Genomic DNA, 17,717 nt, shown 5'->3' with positions numbered 1-17,717 from the left:
ACCGGGACCGTGACCGCGACCGTCGCGCGGATAGAACCGATCGCGGTGTCCACACTGCTGGGGGTGTTCGTCAGGAGCAGGTCGGCGAGGATATCGGCGCGGATCTGATCCACCGTCCGCGAATCACGGCATGCACCCGCACCCGCGCCCGCATCTGCACCCGCATTCGTCGCCGCACCCGCATTCGCATTCGTGCCCGCACCCGCACCCGCGCCCGTACCCGTGGCTGATTGATCGTCGCTGGCGCTGCCTGCCTCCGCGTCCGTGACTGACTGGCTATCGGTGGCGATGCCTGTGCCTGCACTCGTGACCGACTGGCTATTGGTGGCGGTGCCCGTGTGGGTGCCCTCACCGGTGCTCGCGCCAGGGCCGGTTCGTGCGGTGTCCTTGTTCGCGGCGCGCAGCGCGTGGGCCATCTGATCCAACCGGTCCTTCACCCCGTGAGCGAGCACCGACGGCAGGAAGGCGTGCAGCGTAGACATGCCGTCCAGGTCGTCCGTGACCCACACGGCTCGGGCGCGGCGCGCCTCGCGATGACGTTCCGTGATCCCGACGTCGCGCACCTCCTCGGCCACGCGTGCGAGCATGCCCTTCAACCGATTCTGGGACTGAGCCCGGGCGAGTGGGAGCGCACGCTCCACATACTCATCACGCGCAGGGCCGGCCTCGATCGGGAGGCCATGCTCCAAGATCACGCGAACATGCCCCCTACTGATCTCACCCGACGACAACGCCGCATGCACCGCCGGGAAATCATGAACCAGCTGATACGCATCCGACATCCAACGCTGAACCGTCCGATCACTCACCCGAATCGCAACACCCACCTCCGCCGCGAGAGACCGCAACTCCAGATCTGACTCGGACGACGCCCCCGACGCGCCCGACAGTGCGACAAGATCCGCGAACAACGCCACCTCCAACGCATCCGTCGCCGCCCGCGACCGCGTCACCGCCGCAATCGCATCCACATACGTCCGCACCACACCCACATCGATATCGGGTTGGATCGCGACACGCGTACCGCTGCGGGACCTCCGACGAACGCTCTCATTCAGCTCCCCCTCCCGCGCGCCCGCGCCGGTGACGGCCCGCACCTCCGCCACCGCAGTGGTCGATATATGTTCCCCTGTCATGAGTTCATCATGGCCGCATTTCTAGAACAAAAGTACGAACTTCGCCAAGATGTGGAAAACTCGCGCGACGCCACACCACGCCCGAGAAACGGCACAGGGCCCGGAGCATCACGCTCCGGGCCCGGTGTCGCGAACGTGACTCAGCCGACGGCGAGCAGATCGATGATGAAGATGAGGGTCTTGCCACCGAGGAAGTGTCCGCCCGCGGGGCCGTATGCCAGGTGCGGCGGGATGACCAGTTCGCGACGGCCACCCACACGCATGCCGGGGATGCCGTCCTGCCAGCCCTGGATCAGGCCGCGCAGCGGGAACTGGATGGACTCCCCGCGTCCCCAGGAGGAGTCGAACTCCTCGCCGGACTCGAACTCCACGCCGGCGTAGTGGACGGTGACGTTGTCGCCGGGCTTCGCCTCGGCACCGTCGCCGACGATGATGTCGCGGATGACGAGCTCACTGGGTGCGGGGCCGGAGGGAGCGTCGAATTCAGGCTTCGTGCGGTCTGCAGTCATGGTTCCATCTTTGCCGGAGGACCGGTGACGGTCAAAGCCTCTTGACACTCGTTCGCCACGAGCGCATCATGGCTGCACGCCAACTCAACGCCCGGCAGGTTTCGGAGGCAGCGCCCCGACCCCGGGCGTTGAGTCTGTCCGGGCTCAGCGCGAGAGCAGCGCCTGACGGTCGGCCACCGTGCGATTCAGCAGTACCCACTCGTCCGCACCCGCCTGCGGATCGCGTCCGGAGATCGCGCGCTGTCGCACGGCCGCGAGTTCGGTGGCGTCCACGATGAACTGCTTCATCTCCCGGCCGCGACCGCCCGCGAGATTCTTGGCCCACGTCAGTGCCGCGCGCCGACCGGGGCGCGTCGCCAGCATGTTGACCTCCTGCGGCGTGAACCAACCGGCGGCGGCGTAGTCGCTGAGGCGCATGCGAGTGAGCTTCGACTCCTCGCGCAGCAGCAGGATGATGCCCACGATGAAAGCGATGAACAGCGGCACCTGAATCGCGAAGTACAGCCCGAGAAGGTCTCCGAACACCGCGGAGCCATTCCACAGCGCGTGCAGGCACGCGGCACCGAGCCAGCCCAACAGGAACATCCCGGCGATGTTGCCGCGGTTGCCTTGTCGGACCGCCAGCCCCACACAGAAACCCGTAATGGCGGTGAACATGGCGTGCGCGAACGGCGACATGATGCCGCGAAGGAAGAACGTGAGCGTCAGGGAATCGACTCCCTCCGCCAGCGCCTGTCCGAAGTATTGAATGTTCTCGGTGAAGGCGAATCCCGCGGCGATCAGCATCGCGTAGACGATGCCGTCGATCGGACCATCGAACGCGCGCTTGCCCATCACCACGAGGATCAGCAGACCGAGCCCTTTCGCCAACTCCTCCACGATGGGAGCCTCGATGACCGTCATGAGGGCATCAGCCCCGGCCGTGGGCGGCAGCGCGAACGCGACGGCAACGCCCACGATCAACGAGATCGCGACGGCTGCGATACCGCCCCATCCGAGCGCGAACAGCACCAGCGAGCGCGGCTCAGGCTCCCATCGATCGATCAGCAGGGCAGCCGTGACGACGATGGTGAGCGGAACGAGAGCAAGAACCATCCCCACGACGGCACCCGTGGATCCGATGCCCAGCAGCATGTATGCCGCCACCAGCAGCAACAAGAACCCGAGGATCACCCAGATCCACACCGCCGCGTGCCGCCCCTTCACGGTCGGGACCGGCAGCTGCGGAACCGCCGCCTGCGGCACAGGGGCGGCATAGGCCGGAAGCGTGCCATACCCGACGGGTGCGCCATAGCCAGGAGAAAGAGAAGCCGTCGACGGGTATTGCTGAGGCGCCCCCATCGGCGGCTGGTGGGGACCAGGGCCGAACGTCATGGCTGACAGCCTAGGGCGTCACACCGACACCCCGTTATTGCCGCGCGGCAGCATCCCCCCTGCTCATTCGTGCGCCAGCGCGGATGAGCAGCCGAATTCACCCGGCTCTCGGAACCGGCCGGTAACGTGGAGTCATGCGCTTCGCCCACATTCAGCTGCCGGCGAGCCCCGAACCGACGCTGTGCGTCATCGACGAGGACGACGCGATCATCCTCTCCGAGCTCTTTCCCGGCGCGCCGTCCGATCTGAACCGCCTCATCGAAGGTGGTGACGACGCCCTTGCTCGCATTCGCGAGGCCCTGCCGGGAGCGGATCGCTTCCCGTGGGCGGGTCAGGACTTCGCGTCAGCCGTGCAGCGCCCGCCGGTGATCCTTGCGATCGGCCTCAATTACGCCGCCCACGCGGGCGAACTGGGACTCAAGGCGGACGCCGCGCCGACAGTCTTCACGCTATGGCCCAATTCCCTGACCGGCCACCACAACACCACGAGCTGGCCGCGCGAGCTGAGTGAGAACGTCGACTACGAGGCGGAACTCGGCGTGATCGTGGGCCGCACCGCGAAGAACGTGAGCGAAGAAGAAGCACTGGGGCACGTGTGGGGATACACCGTGGTCAACGACATCACCGCGCGCAACATCCAGTTCTCCGAGGCGCAGTGGTGCCGCTGCAAGTCGTTCGACGGCTTCACCCCGACCGGCCCGTTCCTCGTGACGGCCGACGAGATCGCCGACCCGCAGGATCTCCACATCTGGACGATCGTCGACGGCCACATGGTTCAGGACGGCTCAACCGGACAGATGATCCGACCGGTATCGAAGCTCGTCTCGCACCTGTCCTCGTCGGTGACGCTCCTGCCCGGCACGCTCATCTCCACCGGCAGCCCCGGCGGAGCCGGCTACTCGCGCGATCCGCAGATATTCCTGCGCGATCGCTCCACGGTGACCGTCGGCATCGACGGCATCGGCGAACTCGTCACGCACTGCCGCATCCACGACTGACACGCTCACGGACCGGGCGCGGCGCCTGACGCCACGGTGTCCTGTCTCTCTCAGCGAGTCCTGAACCGCTGCCAGGCAGAGGGCTCGCTCAGCGGACGGTGCGGACGGTGCCGGTGCGGATGGTGCCGGTGCGAACGGTGCCGGTGCGGCGTGCCTCGGTGTGGGCGACGCGCGCTCGTCGGCTGCTTTCGAGGTGCTCGGTCGCGAGCCGTGCGGCGCGGTCGCCGTCGCGGTCGCGGATCGCCTCGAACAGCGCGACATGCTCGCCGCTGATGTGCTGCAGATCATCGTGCTGTGTCAGCGCCCAGCGCACGCGGCTGCGAATGCCGCGCATCATCTCGCCGAGCAGGCGGTTCTCGCTCAGCTCCGTGACGATCTCGTGGAAGTCGGCGGCGGCACGACGGGATGCGACGGGTTCGCCGCTGCGCGCACCCTCCTGCTCCTGCACCAGCGCGGCCTCGAGCCGTTCCAGACCGTCACGGCGGTGACGCTCGGCGGCCAGTCGGAACGCGAGCGGGTCCAGCACGGCACGCACTTCGTCGAGATCGGCAAGGTCAGCGTCCGTGAACTCTCGCACGATCGCCCACGTATTCGGACGCGGTTGCACAAGTCCCTCGGTCACGAGCTGCTTCAGAGCATCACGCACCGGGATGCGGCTGACGCCGAATTCGGCCGCGAGATCCCGCTCGATCAACCGACTCCCCGGCGGACGCTCGCCGTCCAGAATCGCGTCTCGCAGCCAGGTGGTCACCCGGACTGATTCGGGTTCGCGCTTGATCGGAGTGCTCACCCGGACATTCTCCCAGACGCTTTCCCGACCAGGCGAGACGCGGCTGGACCGGCGCTGATCGAGACGGTCATCCTCGGCGACGGTGGTCCGGGGGCGTCAGGACATCGTCATAAGACGCGCCGCCCACACCGGCACCCCGGTTCCACTCGCGCCGCACCTGACCCACCGCACCGGAACACGAATGGCCGGCACCCGACGGGCACCGGCCATCCTCGCGTGAATGATCAGGCGTTCGTGGCGTCCTCCACCGTGACCACGTTCTCCGCCGGCTGGACGACGGGAATCGTCCCGGTGACGAGCTCGAGGCCCGTGAGACGGGCGGGAGAGATCTGCTTCATGACCTCTTCGCGCGTCATGAGCCCCGCCTCCACCACGAGATCGGCGATGTTGTGGCCGGTCATCAGCGCTGTCTTGGCCAGGGCCGCCGCCGAGGCGTAACCGATGAACGGGGTCAGCGCGGTCACCACTCCGACGGAGGCGCCCACCATGGCGCCGAGGCGCTCGGTGTTCGCGGTGATGCCGTCCACGCAGTTCACGCGCAGCGTCCACATCGCCTGACGCATCCAGGTGATCGACTGGAAGATCGAGTGGGCGATCACCGGCTCGAAGGCGTTGAGCTGCAGCTGGCCACCCTCTACCGCCATCGTGACCGTGAGGTCGGAACCGGCCACGGCGAACGCCACCTGGTTGACCACCTCGGGGATCACGGGGTTGACCTTGCCCGGCATGATCGATGAGCCGGCCTGGCGGGCCGGCAGGTTGATCTCCCCGAATCCCGCCTGCGGACCCGATGACAGCAGCCGCAAGTCGTTGCAGATCTTTGAGAGCTTGATCGCGTTGCGCTTCAGCGTCGAGGAGAACGACATGAAGGCGCCGGTGTCGCTCGTCGACTCGACGAGGTCCGTCGCCGTCGTCACCGGGATTCCCGAGATCTCGCGCAGGTGCGTGCAGACGGAGGTGGCGTAGCCGGGGTGAGTCGTGATGCCGGTGCCGATGGCGGTGGCACCCATGTTGATCTCGGTGAGAAGGAAGGCGTTCTCCTTCAGGCGGCTGTAGTCCTCGCCCAGGGTGGTGGCGAAGCCGTGGAACTCCTGGCCGAGCGTCATCGGCACGGCGTCCTGCAACTGGGTGCGACCGACCTTGAGGATGTCGTGGAACTCTCCCGCCTTGTTCAGGAACGAGGAGCGCAGCAGATCCAGCTCGACGAGGAGGCTGCGCAGGGTGAGCGAAAGCCCGAGCTTGACCGATGTGGGGTACACGTCGTTGGTGGACTGACTGCGGTTGGTGTCATCGATCGGCGAGAGGAACGCGTAGTCGCCCTTCTCTCGTCCCGCCATCTCCAACGCGATGTTGGTGATGACCTCGTTGGCGTTCATGTTGGTGGACGTACCTGCACCACCCTGGATGACGCCCACGATGAACTGATCGTGAAACTCGCCATCGATCACGCGCTGCGCGGCGTGGTCGATGAGATCGGCCTTCGCCTGGCTCAGCACGCCGATCTCCGCGTTGGCGCGGGCGCTGGCCTGCTTGACCATCGCGAGAGCGATCACGAGATCGGGATACACCGAGATCGGGCGCTTCGCGATCGGGAAGTTCTCCTGCGCGCGAGCGGTATGGATGCCCCAGTAGGCGTCAGCGGGAATGTCCAGGGAGCCGAGCGAATCGGTCTCCGTGCGGGTGCGCGTCATTGCGTCCATAAGTCAGTTCCTTCGTACGGCCTCGTGGGTCGTGTGTGACCGGATGGGATGGCTCCAGCTTAGTCGGCGGGCCGATGCCGAATTGCTCAACGAACATGTCATGTCTGGACGACCAGACAGCTGGTTCGTCGGAATGCGTCCTCTACGCTGAAGGCGGGAGGGCCCGCATGCAGCCGAACAGTCCACGTCGCTCCGAGGCGAAGCGAGTGACGCTGACCGAAGTCGCGCGCCTCGCGGGAGTCTCCCGTTCCGCCGCGTCCTTCGCGCTCAACGGACGCACCGACCTGCGGATCTCCGCCGAGACCGCCGCTCGGGTTCGTGAGGCCGCCGAGCAGCTGGGCTACAGTCCGAACCTGGCCGCCAAGACGCTGCGGACCGGGAAGTCGGGCACCGTAGCTCTGGTCTCGGACTTCGTCGGTACCACCTCGTTCGCCAACGCCATGGTGCGGGGTGCACTGCGAGCTCTCGGCGAGGCCGACACCCTGCTCTTCACCGTCGACACGCAGGGCGAGCCTGCGACCGAATCGCGCGCGCTGCAGAATCTGGTGGATCGAGACGTCGACGGCCTGCTGTACTCCTCGATGTTCACGCGGAAGGTCGAGCTCCCCCACCTCGCCCGACGAATGCCCGTCGTGCTGTTGAACTGCATCTCGGACGAGACCTCGGTCCCCGCCGTCATTCCGGATGAGCGCGTCGGTGGTCGCACCGCGGCCCGAACCCTGCTGGAGGCCGGACACCGGGAGGACATCTGGTTCGTCGGCACCTTCCCGACGGGGTTCAGCGGCGGTGCTGCCTGGCACGGCTGGAGCCCGCTGGCACTGGCCGAGCGCCTCGCGGGCATTGAAGACGAGCTGGGCGAAAGCGGAGCACGGCTTGCCGGCACCGTCGCGATCGACTCCGACTGGGACGTGCCGAACGGCCATGATGCGGTGCAGGAGCTCCTCGCGACGGGAAGCCGCCCCACGGCTGTGATCTGCGCGAACGATGCCCTGGCAGTCGGTGCCTACCACGCGCTCCAGGAGGCCGGGTTGAGCGTCCCGCGCGATGTGTCGGTGATCGGATTCGACGGCGGTGCGTACGTCAACACGGTGATGCCTCAGCTCACCTCCGTCGCGCTGCCGCACGAACAGCTCGGCCGAGAAGCGGTCCGAATTCTGCTGAACAACCCGAACGAGCCCGGCGTTCGCCGGCTCCCGATGCCTCTCCTGGTGGGCGCCTCGATCGCCGCCCCGCGCACACGAGGCTGATCTCCGCGGATTGTCAAACCTGGTGTTGACAGGTGCTAAATCCGTATAGCATCATCAATCCAGGGGAACACATCGGCGCGGTCCATCACCATCGCCGGACGACGACTACAAGGGAGTGCTCGCATGTTCGCAACTCATTCAGCCCGGCGCGGGCCCAACGCATGGTGGGTGGGGTTCGTCTGCGGTATGGCGACCTTCGTCGATGCGGGAGCCACCACCGCGATTCCGATCGCTCTCGTCATGCTCCAGTCCTTCGCACCGGGCCAGCCCGGCCTCGATGCGAGCGCGGTCGGCGCGCTCACGGGTGTGTTGACGGCCGGTGTCGCCATCGGATCCCTCCTCGGCGGAGTTCTGGGTGATCGCTGGGGACGCCGCACGGTCTTCCTCGCAACGCTGTCCCTGATCACGATCGGTGCCGCCCTTCCGGTGCTCAGCTCGGCTCTTCCGGTGCTCGTGATCGGCATCGCCCTGGTCGGCATCGGCGTCGGTGCCGACCTTCCGGTCGCTCTCGCCACGATCTCCGAGGCCGCCCAGGCACGCAATCGCGGCAAGATCCTGGTCTTCTCGAACCTCCTCGGCGGATTCGGCATCCTTCTCGCGGTGCTGCTGGCCATCAACGTGGGTGCCATGGGTCCGGCCGGCGCCGCGATCATCTTCGCGACGTTCGCCGGCATCGCCCTGGTCGTTCTGCTGCTCCGCCTCACTATTCCGGAGTCGGCCACGTGGCTCGCTGCCCGCGACGAGCGCCGCCGCGGCGTCGCCACCGTGCGCGCTACCCGAGCCCAACTGGGCGAGTTCGTCGGTCCGGTCTACCGCCGTCCCTTCCTCACGCTGATCGGCTACTACGCCCTGGCCGCGATGTCGGTGAGCGTCGCCGGCAGCTTCGGCACGTTCGTGGCGGTCAACGTCTCGCACTCCACGATCGCCGAGTACAACTCCTGGACCATCCTCGCGATGCCCGCGGCCGTGGTCGGCGCGCTGTGGTTCATGACGGTCGTCGACACCAAGCTGCGGATGATCTACTACGTCGTCGGCGCCATCGGCGTGGTCATCATGAACCTGCTGCCGGTCGTCATGAACTTCAGCCTGCCGTCGGTGATCATCGCCACCGTCGCCACGGTCTTCTTCGGCGCCTTCTGCTTCGAGACGATCATGAAGGTCTGGACCCAGGAATCCTTCCCCACCATGCTCCGCGCCACCGCGCAGGGCGCGATCTACGCCGTCTCTCGGTTCGCCACCGCAGCACTCAACATCGTCACCCCCACGCTGCTGCTGCTGAACCCGAGCCTGATGTATGTCGGGGTGTCGCTGCTCGCCGCGGCCGGCTTCCTGATCGGCTGGCTGGGCTTCCGTCGCCGCACCACGAACTCCTTCGAAGAGGAGGACAGCCTGGTCGACGCATCGGATGAGCGTCCGGTCCCGCTGTCCGCCTGAGTATGCACACGAACAAGAAGAGCATCATGAACATCGTTCCTTTCCACGTTGACGTCGACGGGCTGCGCCTGCGCGGATCCCACTACCTGCCCGTGGGCGACGGGCCATTCCCCACCGCGATCCTGTTCCATGGGTTCGGATCCTCGCGCGTCGAGTTCTCCTCGATGTTCGTCGCGCTGGCGCGCCGGCTGGCTGATCGGGGAATCGCGTCGATCGCGTACGACCGGGCGGGTCATGGCGAAAGCGACGGCACGTTCTTCGACACGACCGTCTCGCGTGATGTCACGCACGCGCAGGCAGTCATCGACGCGGTCGCCGCTCTCCCCTCCGCCGACGCGGACAACCTGCATCTGGTCGGGATCAGCCTGGGTGCGGTCGTCGCCTCCGTCGTCGCGGCCGAGGCCACGCGCCCGGTGCGCTCGGCGAGCATGTGGTCGACGGCTGCAGTGTTCGCCGACGAGATCAGCAGCGGCATGCTGCAGGGTCGGTCGCTGGACGCCCTGGACACCGACGGATACTTCGACTTCCTCGGCACGCGCCTCGGCCCGGCGATGCGTGATGACGCCACGAGCTTCGACGTCTACGGACGTGCATCGGGATTCAGCGGAGCGGTGAACCTCATGCACGGCACAGCCGACTTCGTGCCGGTCAGCTACGCCGAACGCTATGCGGACGTCTACGGCGAGCGCGCCCAGATCCTCATCGTCGAGGGGGCCGACCACGGTTGGACCCGGGTCCCCGACCGCGATCTGCTGTACTCCCGCACGGTGGACTTCATCGCGGATCAGGCGGGAGGATCCCGATGACCGGCACCAGCCATGGTTCGATCGTTGCGTTCTCGGGTGGCGAGGTGCGCATCGAGGGACAGCTCGCACTGGAGGAGAACGCCGGCGCACTGCGCCCCACGCGTATTCCGTCCCGCTTCTGGTCGCACTTTCCGCCGGAGGATCAGATCCTGCGTGCCATGATCTCCAGCGCGAGCGGCGTCCGACTCCAGTTGCAGACGGACGCCACTCAGCTGGAGCTCGACGTACGATGCACCGCGATCGAGATCGGGGGCGTGCAGCGGCCCGGCACCGCCTTCGTCGCGCGCGTGAAGGATCGCGCCGAGGTGACCCTCGAGGCTCCCGTCGATCACGTCCGCCAGATCGCATCCCCGGGCGAGGCGACGACGCGGGAGATCCGTGACCACTCCATGATCGAACTCGGCCCGCTGCCCGCGGGCCCCAAGACCGTCACCATCTTCCTCCCGCAGGGCATGATCATCGACCTTCTCGACGTGCGCGCCAGCGGTGGCGTCCGTGCGCCGACCCCCTCGACGAGCCCGGTGTGGGTCCACTACGGCAGCTCGATCAGCCACTGCGCGGAGGCCGAACTTCCGACGAGTGTGTGGCCGGTCCGCGCCGCCGACCTCGCGGGCGCGGACGTCATCAATCTCGGCTTCGGCGGGCAGTGCATGCTGGATCCCTTCGTCGCCGATGCGATCGCGCAGACACCCGCCGATGTGATCTCTGTGAAGGTGGGCGTCAACATCGTCGGTGCGCGAGCGATGGATCGCCGCACCTTCGTGCCCGCGTTGCACGGATTCCTGGATCGCGTGCGCGTCGGCCATCCGGACACCCCGATCGTCCTGTGCTCCGCCATCCTCTGGCCGGGCAGCGAGGTCGTCCCCGGCCCCGCGGATGTCGAGTTCTTCGACGACGGCGGGCTGCGCTGCTTCACGCGCGGAGACACCGCCGACATTCCGCTGGGTGCTCTCACCCTGGCGGACAGCCGCGCGCAGGTGGCGCATGTCGTGGAGGTCCGCCGCGCTGCCGGCGAGAACATCGTCTACCTCGATGGCACGGAGCTGTTCGGCACGAACGATCTCGCCACGTACCGCATGCCGGATTCCCTGCACCCGGACACCGAGCTGTACGAGGAGATCGGTCGTCGTTTCGCGGCGCTGGTGTTCGCCTCCGAGGGACTCAGCCCCCTCCCCGCGCGGACGTCTTGATCAGCGCTTGCGACTGAAGTAGCCGAGTCGTTCTTCGGGACTCATCGCCGACACCTTCGCGTACCACTCGGGCGTGAAGGTGTCGGCCGTTTCTGCTGACGCCACGGGCACCACGGCGTGCGTGATGGTGTCGTCCCACACGTGGACGAGGTGGAACGACTGCCCGGCGTCCATCCCGTTCACGCGATCATCGGGCAGCGCGAGGTCCATCGTGTAGCAGGTGGCCGATGCGACACTCACCGGAATGCCGTGGAAGGTTCCGCTGGTGGAGTAGTGCAGGTGGCCGGCGAGGATCGCGCGGACGTCACTCCCCTCGATCGCGGCGGCGAGCGCGGGCTGATCCTGCAGTTCCAGGATGTCGAAGAACGGGATGTGACTCGGCAGCGGCGGGTGGTGCAGCGCGAGGATCGTGCCGAGTGGCGCTGGCGTGGCCAGTTCCGCTCGCAACCACGCGAGCTGGGCCGCATCCAGCGCACCATGATGCCACCCGGGCACCGTCGAGTCGAGCGCAATCACGCGGAGTCCGTCGAGATCGTGCACCGCGGTGACCGGCTCCTGCGTGGCCGCCTGGTCCAGCAGGTGCTCGCGCAGCGCGGGCCGCTCGTCGTGATTTCCCGCCACCCAGATGAGCGCGGCACCGATCTCCTCGGCGACGGGTTCCAGCATGTCGCGCAGACGACGATACGACGCGGGCTCCCCCAGCTCCGTGAGGTCTCCCGTGATCACGATCGCATCGGGATGCGGCTGCATCGCCCGGATCCGCGCCAGCGTGAGCTCGAGATTCGCCACCGTGTCATAGCGGCCGCCGAGGCGCGCGCCGTCGAGCAGATGCGTATCGCTGAGGTGCAGCAGCGTACGACGGGCCGGGGCGTGCGCGCCGAAGCGGAACTCGTTCATGCCCACAGTCTAGGAACCACCACGGACACCCCGAGCTGCGGCCGAATCCGCGGCCCGACGAACCGTGCCTGGATTAGCCGAACAGTGCGTTCTTGAACACGATCATCAGCACGCCGCCCAGCAGCGCCGCACCGCACAGCACGAAGCACGCGTATGCGCCGTAGAGGGCGATGCGCTTCTGCGAGAAGGTCAGCGGGCTCTTGCGTGCGGCCTTCGCCGCCGCCTTCTGAGCGCGCTGCGCTTCCTTGTCCGAGATCACGGTGATCGCGTCTGTGAACTCGGCAGGACCCACGACCGGCGCACGACCGGCGCGCACAAGCAGGCGCACACCGCACGCGTAGAAGAGCACAACGACGGACGCGCCGATGAGTGCGCCGATGAAGACGTTGAGGAAGGCACTCCACTCGATGCTCATCGTCCCGACTCCTTCTTCTCGCGCGCCGACTGGTGGTCGGTGTTGACTCCCCCAGGTTTCGCAGGAGCCTCATCGTTGCGCGACTTCTCGGACTTGTCGCGGATGCTCTTCGCCTTGACCTTCGCGGCGGCGGCCTGCTCCTTGGCGGCCTTGGCCTTCCGTTCGGCCTTGCGCAGTCGCTGCTCGACCTCCAGCGCCCACTCCTCCGCCTCCGTGGCGCGGCGCTCGGCAGCACGCGCTTGGCGCTCGACATCGTCGATCTGGCGCTGGGCCTGAGCCTGCGCGCGCTCTTCGGCGCGCATGATCATGCGCTGCGTGCGCGTGGGCGGTGGGTTGTCCTCGACGGCTACGGCGACGCCCGAGGCGGCGACATCACTCATCGCGTTGCCGGAATGCACCATGTTGCGCCGCGAGAACAGGAAGAGGCCGATGATGATGACCAGCGCGATCACGGCGTCGATCAGCACGCCCCAGTGTCCGAACGCCACGACGACGAGGGCCGCGAGCGCGCCGACGAGACCCGCGGCGGGCAGGGTCAGTAGCCAGCCGATCATGATCTTGCCTGCGGTTCCCCAGCGCACCTTGGAACCACGGCGTCCGAGACCGGAGCCGATGACCGAGCCGGATGCCACCTGCGTGGTGGAGAGGGCGAAACCGAACGCGGAGGACGCGAGGATGGTCGCCGCCGTCGACGCCTCGGCGGAGAAGCCCTGCGCCGGCTTGACGTCGGTGAGGCCCTTGCCGAGGGTGCGGATGATGCGCCATCCGCCGATGTACGTGCCGGCCGCGATCGTCAGGGCACACAGCAGGATCACCCAGAACTGCGGCTCATGCTGTGACTGCCAGCCGACCGTCAGCAGTGCCAGCGTGATCACGCCCATCGTCTTCTGCGCGTCGTTGGTGCCGTGGGCGAGGGCCACCATGGAGCTCGTGACGATCTGACCCCAGCGGAAGCCGTCGCGGCCGTCTGGTTTGCCGTCATAGCGGCGGGTGATGCCGTACGCGATCTTCGTGGCGACGAAGGCGATGATCGCCGCCGTGAACGGTGCGATGAGAGCCGGGAGGATGATCTTCGACATCACGGCGCCGAAGTTGATCGCCGACATGTTGACGCCGACGATCGTCGCGCCGATGAGGCCACCGAACAGCGCGTGGGAAGAGCTGGAGGGCAGTCCCAGCAGCCAGGTGAGCATATTCCAGGTGATCGCGCCGATCAGGGCGGCGAAGATCAGCGACGGGAAGAGCGTATGGCTGTCGTCCGCGGCGAGGATGTCCGCCTCGTTGATGATGCCGCCGGAGATGGTCTTGGACACCTCGGTGGACAAGAACGCGCCCACCAGGTTCAGCACGGCCGCCAGGAGGACGGCGGTCTTGGGCTTCAGGGCACCCGTGGCGATGGGTGTTGCCATCGCGTTCGCGGTGTCGTGGAAACCGTTCGTGAAGTCGAAGAACAGAGCCAGGAGAATGACCAGGACGACGATGAGGGCTGCGAGTTCCACCGGCCGCTTTCAGATGGATGTACGAGGAAGGGCGTCGACGTGATCGACCTGGTGAGCGAAGAGTTCACCTCGTTTTCGAGAACCGGCAACCGGCCATTCAGAATCCTACACGCGGCCACCGCGGCGGATGAAACGCAGCGGTGCCGGTGAGACGGCGATGCCTCCCCGTCGCCGCGGGGGGACAGGGAGGCATCGAGGAGGCGGTGCGCTCAGAACGCGGGAACGAAGATCTCCACGCGACGGTTCAGCTGACGACCCTCCGGGTTGTCCGCGCCGTTGATCTCGTTCGGCGCGACAGGAGCGCTCTCGCCGTAGCCCACCGCTGTGAAGGACGTGGCGACGCCGCGCTGCTGGAGCGCCGCGACCACGGCCTGAGCGCGCTCATCGGAGAGTGTCAGGTTGTACGCGTCGTCACCGATCGCATCGGTGTGCCCGCCAACCTCGGCGGCCGGCACGTTCAGCGTCGTGAGCGCGCGTGCCAGCGCATCCATGGTGGCGGCGGCGTCCGAGCGGATGTCGGAACGGTCGAAGTCGAACAGCACACCGTCCTCCAGGGTGATGGTGGTGCCGCAATACTCGATCGGCGCGAGTGCCCCCATGGACGGGAACACACCCACCGGCGCCGCCTTCGCCAGCGGCTCCATGTCAATGGTTGCCCCGTCGAAGAGCCCCGAGCCGTCTCCGTGGTTGACCACGGTGTGATCCGCGTCGCTGTAGGAGCCGGAGCCATCGCCATTGTTGACGATCGTCGTGGTCTCGGTGGAGAACGATCCCGAGCCATCGCCGTTGTTGACCAGCGTCGTGCCCAAGCTCGAGTCCGATGACGAGCCGGATCCATCACCGTTCACCACGACGGTGAGGTTCGCATCACTGTAGGAGCCGGACCCGTCGCCGTTGCTGACGATGGTGACGTCGCCGCCGCTGAATGAGCCCGAGCCATCACCGTTCACGACGCCAACTCCGTCGCCGACCGTGAAGGAGCCGGAACCGTCACCGTTGTTGACCGTGGTGCCGCCGTCGCCGGACACCGAGCCCGAGCCGTCGCCGTTGAGCACCATGACTCCGTCTGCGGTGGCGCGGGCAACAGCATCGCCACACGCCGCCGGCGTGATGCGGATGCCAGGCACCTGCGGGAGGTCGGAGGCGAAGGACGTGGCCACTCCGGCGAGCGCCGCATCCGCCATCGCGATGGAGGGGATCACCAGCGCGGGAATCGGCGGGATCTCGCCGGGGGCGTATCCCGCGACGGCTGCCGCGGCATCGGCGGTCGCGGAAGCGCTCGGCGACGGCGCTGTCGTGGTCGGCTTGTCGGCGCTCGGCGAGGTGGCACCCGCGGGTGGTTGGACCTCTGCCGCGCATGCGGCCAGCGAAAGAGTGAGAGACGTGGCGAGGAGCAGCGCACCCCAGGCGCGTGCCGTTCGTTCTGCGTTCATGATCTGACCCTATGGGGATCAGGTGAACCATCGGTGGCACGCGTGTCGCGAACGTGTCGCAGGTCTGCGACAACCGTGATCGCTGACAGCGGATGACCCGGTCTCCCGGCACACCAGCACCTGTCGGTGGGTCGCGATAGCGTGGAGGGGTGACCGAGATTCAGGCTCCCCGGGCCGAGCAGCGCCCGATCGACCGCGTCCATCACGGCGACACCTTCGCCGATCCGTATGAGTGGCTGCGAGCCAAAGAGGATCCCGAGGTCATCGCCCACCTCGAAGCCGAGAACGCGTACACCGACGCGCGCACGGAGCATCTCGCCCCGCTTCGCCAGCGCATCTTCGACGAGGTCAAGGCGCGCACGCTGGAGACCGACCTCTCGGTCCCCAATCGCCGTGGCGACTGGTGGTACTACGGCCGCACGATCGAGGGCAAGCAGTACGGGGTGCAGTGTCGCGCGCCGCTGGCCTCGCCCGACGACTGGACTCCTCCGCAGCTCACCGCGCACGAGCCGGTCGAGGGCGAGGAAGTGCTGTTCGACGGCAACGTGGAGGCCGAAGGACACGAGTTCTTCTCTGTAGGGAGCATGGACATTTCCCGCGACGGCACCCACATGCTGTGGGGCATCGATGTCGAGGGCGATGAGCGCTACACCATCCGGGTGCGCAACCTCGTCGACGGCGTCACCTACGACGACGTGATCGAGGGCACGGCGGGCGGCGCCGAGTTCGTCCCCGACGGCACGGCCTTCATCTACACCACGGTCGACGACGCGTGGCGACCCGACACCGTCTGGTTGCACCGCATCGGCACGCCGGCCGCCGACGACGTCCAGCTCTTTCACGAGGAGGATGAGCACTTCTGGGTGGGGGCCGGCTTCACACGCAGCGATGCCTACCTGGTGATCGAGAAGGGCTCCTCCATCACCAGTGAGGTCGCGCTCGTCCCGGCCACCGATCTGACGTCCGCACCCGCAGTGGTGTGGCCCGCGGTCGAGGGCGTCGAGTACGGTGTCGACCACGCGGTGATCGACGGCGAGGACGTGCTCTTCATCACCCATAACGACGGTGCCCTCGACTTCGAGTTGATCCGGGTGCCCGCGACGGATCCGCGCGGTGACCGCACGGCCGTGCTCCCCCACGAGCCGGGTCGTCGCGTGCTGGGAATCGAGTGCTTCCGCGACTTCGCGGTGGTCGAGTACCGACGCGAGGGCCTCGTCCGCGTCGGACGGCTCGACTACGCGACCGGTGCGATCGACGAGCTGTCCTTCGATGAGCCGCTGTACAGCGTGGGCGTCTCCGGGAACTCGGAGTGGGCACCCCCGCAGGTGCGGCTGGGGTACGGCTCCTTTGTGACTCCTTCGAGTGTGTACGACTGGGAGGTGGCCACGGGTGAGCTGCACCTGCGCAAGCAGCAGCCGGTGCTGGGCGACTACGACCCCGCCGACTACGAGCAGGCGCACGTCTGGGCGACTGCCGACGACGGCACGCAGATCCCGGTCTCCCTGGTGTGGCGCCGCTCGTTCGGCCCCGTGGGTACGGGCGCGCCCGCACGTCCGCTGCACCTGTACGGCTACGGATCCTACGAGCACTCCATCGACCCCGGGTTCTCCTCGATGCGGCTGTCGGCGCTCGACCGCGGGGTCATCTTCGCGGTGGCTCACGTGCGCGGCGGCGGTGAGATGGGCCGCGCCTGGTACGAGGACGGCAAGATCCGCAACAAGAAGAACAGCTTCTCGGACTTCGTGGCGGTCGGCCGTCACCTCGTCGCGGAGGGCTACACCACCCCCGAGCGCATGGTCGCCGAGGGCGGGTCCGCCGGCGGTCTGCTGATGGGCGCGGTCGCCAACCTCGCCCCGGAGCTGTTCGCGGGCGTTCTCGCGTCGGTGCCGTTCGTCGATGCGCTCACATCGATCCTCGACCCGTCGCTGCCCCTCACGGTCATCGAGTGGGACGAATGGGGTAACCCCCTCGCGGACGCAGAGGTGTACGCGTACATGAAGTCATACACCCCTTATGAGAACGTGCGTGAGGACGTCCGCTACCCGCGGATCCTCGCCGTCACCTCGCTGAACGACACCCGCGTGCTCTACGTCGAACCGGCCAAGTGGGTCGCCCGCCTGCGGGATGTGGGTGCCGATGCGCTGCTCAAGTGCGAGATGGTCGCGGGTCACGGTGGCGTCACGGGCCGCTACAACTCATGGCATGAGCGTGCCTACGAGTTGGCCTGGCTGTTCGAGGTACTCGGTGTGGCGGAGATCGACCCCGCCGTCTGAGTCCACTCGATGACAC

15 protein-coding genes are annotated in these 17,717 nt (G+C 67.2%); 6 read left to right on the top strand and 9 right to left on the bottom strand.

Translation table 11 applies throughout. The features are described from left to right. The 3 genes from ACI3KU_RS16725 to ACI3KU_RS16715 form a co-directional block, all read right to left on the bottom strand. The coding region (locus ACI3KU_RS16725) for a DUF222 domain-containing protein (RefSeq protein ID WP_404923459.1) at positions 1 to 1,136 on the bottom strand (1,136 nt) is incomplete at its 3' end. 140 nt (positions 1,137 to 1,276) lie between these two features. Further along, the gene (locus ACI3KU_RS16720; protein ID WP_231089544.1) at positions 1,277 to 1,645 is read right to left on the bottom strand and encodes an FKBP-type peptidyl-prolyl cis-trans isomerase; all 369 of its coding nucleotides are present in this window, start codon (positions 1,643 to 1,645) and stop codon (positions 1,277 to 1,279) included. A 144-nt stretch (positions 1,646 to 1,789) separates the two neighbouring features. Further along, positions 1,790 to 3,019 (bottom strand): PrsW family intramembrane metalloprotease, encoded by a 1,230-nt coding sequence (locus ACI3KU_RS16715; protein WP_404923458.1) that lies wholly within the window; start codon positions 3,017 to 3,019, stop codon positions 1,790 to 1,792. A gap of 134 nt (positions 3,020 to 3,153) precedes the next feature. On the opposite strand from ACI3KU_RS16715, the gene ACI3KU_RS16710 reads away from it, so the two are divergent. Further along, a complete protein-coding gene (locus ACI3KU_RS16710; RefSeq protein WP_404923457.1) occupies positions 3,154 to 4,017 on the top strand; it encodes a fumarylacetoacetate hydrolase family protein in 864 nt (287 codons plus the stop codon). Between the two features lie 88 nt (positions 4,018 to 4,105). Here ACI3KU_RS16710 and ACI3KU_RS16705 read toward each other — a convergent pair whose 3' ends face one another. Together ACI3KU_RS16705 and ACI3KU_RS16700 are read right to left on the bottom strand one after the other, a co-directional pair. Beyond that, the gene (locus ACI3KU_RS16705) at positions 4,106 to 4,807 is read right to left on the bottom strand and encodes a GntR family transcriptional regulator (protein WP_404923456.1); all 702 of its coding nucleotides are present in this window, start codon (positions 4,805 to 4,807) and stop codon (positions 4,106 to 4,108) included. Between the two features lie 224 nt (positions 4,808 to 5,031). After that, positions 5,032 to 6,498 (bottom strand): aspartate ammonia-lyase, encoded by a 1,467-nt coding sequence (locus ACI3KU_RS16700; protein WP_404923460.1) that lies wholly within the window; start codon positions 6,496 to 6,498, stop codon positions 5,032 to 5,034. A 215-nt stretch (positions 6,499 to 6,713) separates the two neighbouring features. On the opposite strand from ACI3KU_RS16700, the gene ACI3KU_RS16695 reads away from it, so the two are divergent. The 4 genes from ACI3KU_RS16695 to ACI3KU_RS16680 all read left to right on the top strand — a co-directional run bounded on the left by ACI3KU_RS16695 (position 6,714) and on the right by ACI3KU_RS16680 (position 11,184). Then, positions 6,714 to 7,754: a LacI family DNA-binding transcriptional regulator gene (locus ACI3KU_RS16695; RefSeq protein WP_404923455.1), complete on the top strand. Its 1,041-nt coding sequence runs from the start codon at positions 6,714 to 6,716 to the stop codon at positions 7,752 to 7,754. Positions 7,755 to 7,877: 123 nt separating this feature from the next. After that, on the top strand, positions 7,878 to 9,188 hold the full coding sequence (locus ACI3KU_RS16690) for an MFS transporter (RefSeq protein ID WP_404923454.1): 1,311 nt from the start codon (positions 7,878 to 7,880) through the stop codon (positions 9,186 to 9,188). A gap of 26 nt (positions 9,189 to 9,214) precedes the next feature. Then, positions 9,215 to 9,994 (top strand): alpha/beta hydrolase family protein, encoded by a 780-nt coding sequence (locus ACI3KU_RS16685; protein WP_404923453.1) that lies wholly within the window; start codon positions 9,215 to 9,217, stop codon positions 9,992 to 9,994. Continuing rightward, positions 9,991 to 11,184 (top strand): GDSL-type esterase/lipase family protein, encoded by a 1,194-nt coding sequence (locus ACI3KU_RS16680; protein ID WP_404923452.1) that lies wholly within the window; start codon positions 9,991 to 9,993, stop codon positions 11,182 to 11,184. Before ACI3KU_RS16685 ends, ACI3KU_RS16680 begins: the two co-directional genes overlap by 4 nt. Here ACI3KU_RS16680 and ACI3KU_RS16675 read toward each other — a convergent pair whose 3' ends face one another. From ACI3KU_RS16675 to ACI3KU_RS16660, 4 genes are all read right to left on the bottom strand, one after another. Further along, a complete protein-coding gene (locus ACI3KU_RS16675) occupies positions 11,185 to 12,081 on the bottom strand; it encodes a phosphodiesterase (protein WP_404923451.1) in 897 nt (298 codons plus the stop codon). A gap of 73 nt (positions 12,082 to 12,154) precedes the next feature. Beyond that, the gene (locus ACI3KU_RS16670) at positions 12,155 to 12,496 is read right to left on the bottom strand and encodes a peptidase (protein WP_404923450.1); all 342 of its coding nucleotides are present in this window, start codon (positions 12,494 to 12,496) and stop codon (positions 12,155 to 12,157) included. Then, on the bottom strand, positions 12,493 to 13,995 hold the full coding sequence (locus tag ACI3KU_RS16665) for an anion permease (protein WP_404923449.1): 1,503 nt from the start codon (positions 13,993 to 13,995) through the stop codon (positions 12,493 to 12,495). Before ACI3KU_RS16665 ends, ACI3KU_RS16670 begins: the two co-directional genes overlap by 4 nt. A gap of 209 nt (positions 13,996 to 14,204) precedes the next feature. Next, complete coding sequence (locus tag ACI3KU_RS16660; RefSeq protein WP_404923448.1) at positions 14,205 to 15,428, bottom strand: OmpA family protein; 1,224 nt, start codon at positions 15,426 to 15,428, stop codon at positions 14,205 to 14,207. Between the two features lie 149 nt (positions 15,429 to 15,577). Between ACI3KU_RS16660 and ACI3KU_RS16655 the strand changes: the two genes are divergently transcribed. Then, positions 15,578 to 17,701, top strand: coding sequence for a S9 family peptidase (locus ACI3KU_RS16655; RefSeq protein ID WP_404923447.1), 2,124 nt, complete (start codon positions 15,578 to 15,580; stop codon positions 17,699 to 17,701). The last annotated feature ends 16 nt before the right edge of the window (positions 17,702 to 17,717 follow it).

Origin of the sequence: Microbacterium sp. ZW T5_56 (genome assembly GCF_044987425.1) — a bacterium.
In the GTDB taxonomy this organism is placed as follows: Bacteria; Actinomycetota; Actinomycetes; order Actinomycetales; family Microbacteriaceae; genus Microbacterium.
The sequence above is the reverse complement of the archived record's forward strand: the minus strand, read 5'-3'. Positions and strand labels throughout refer to the sequence as shown.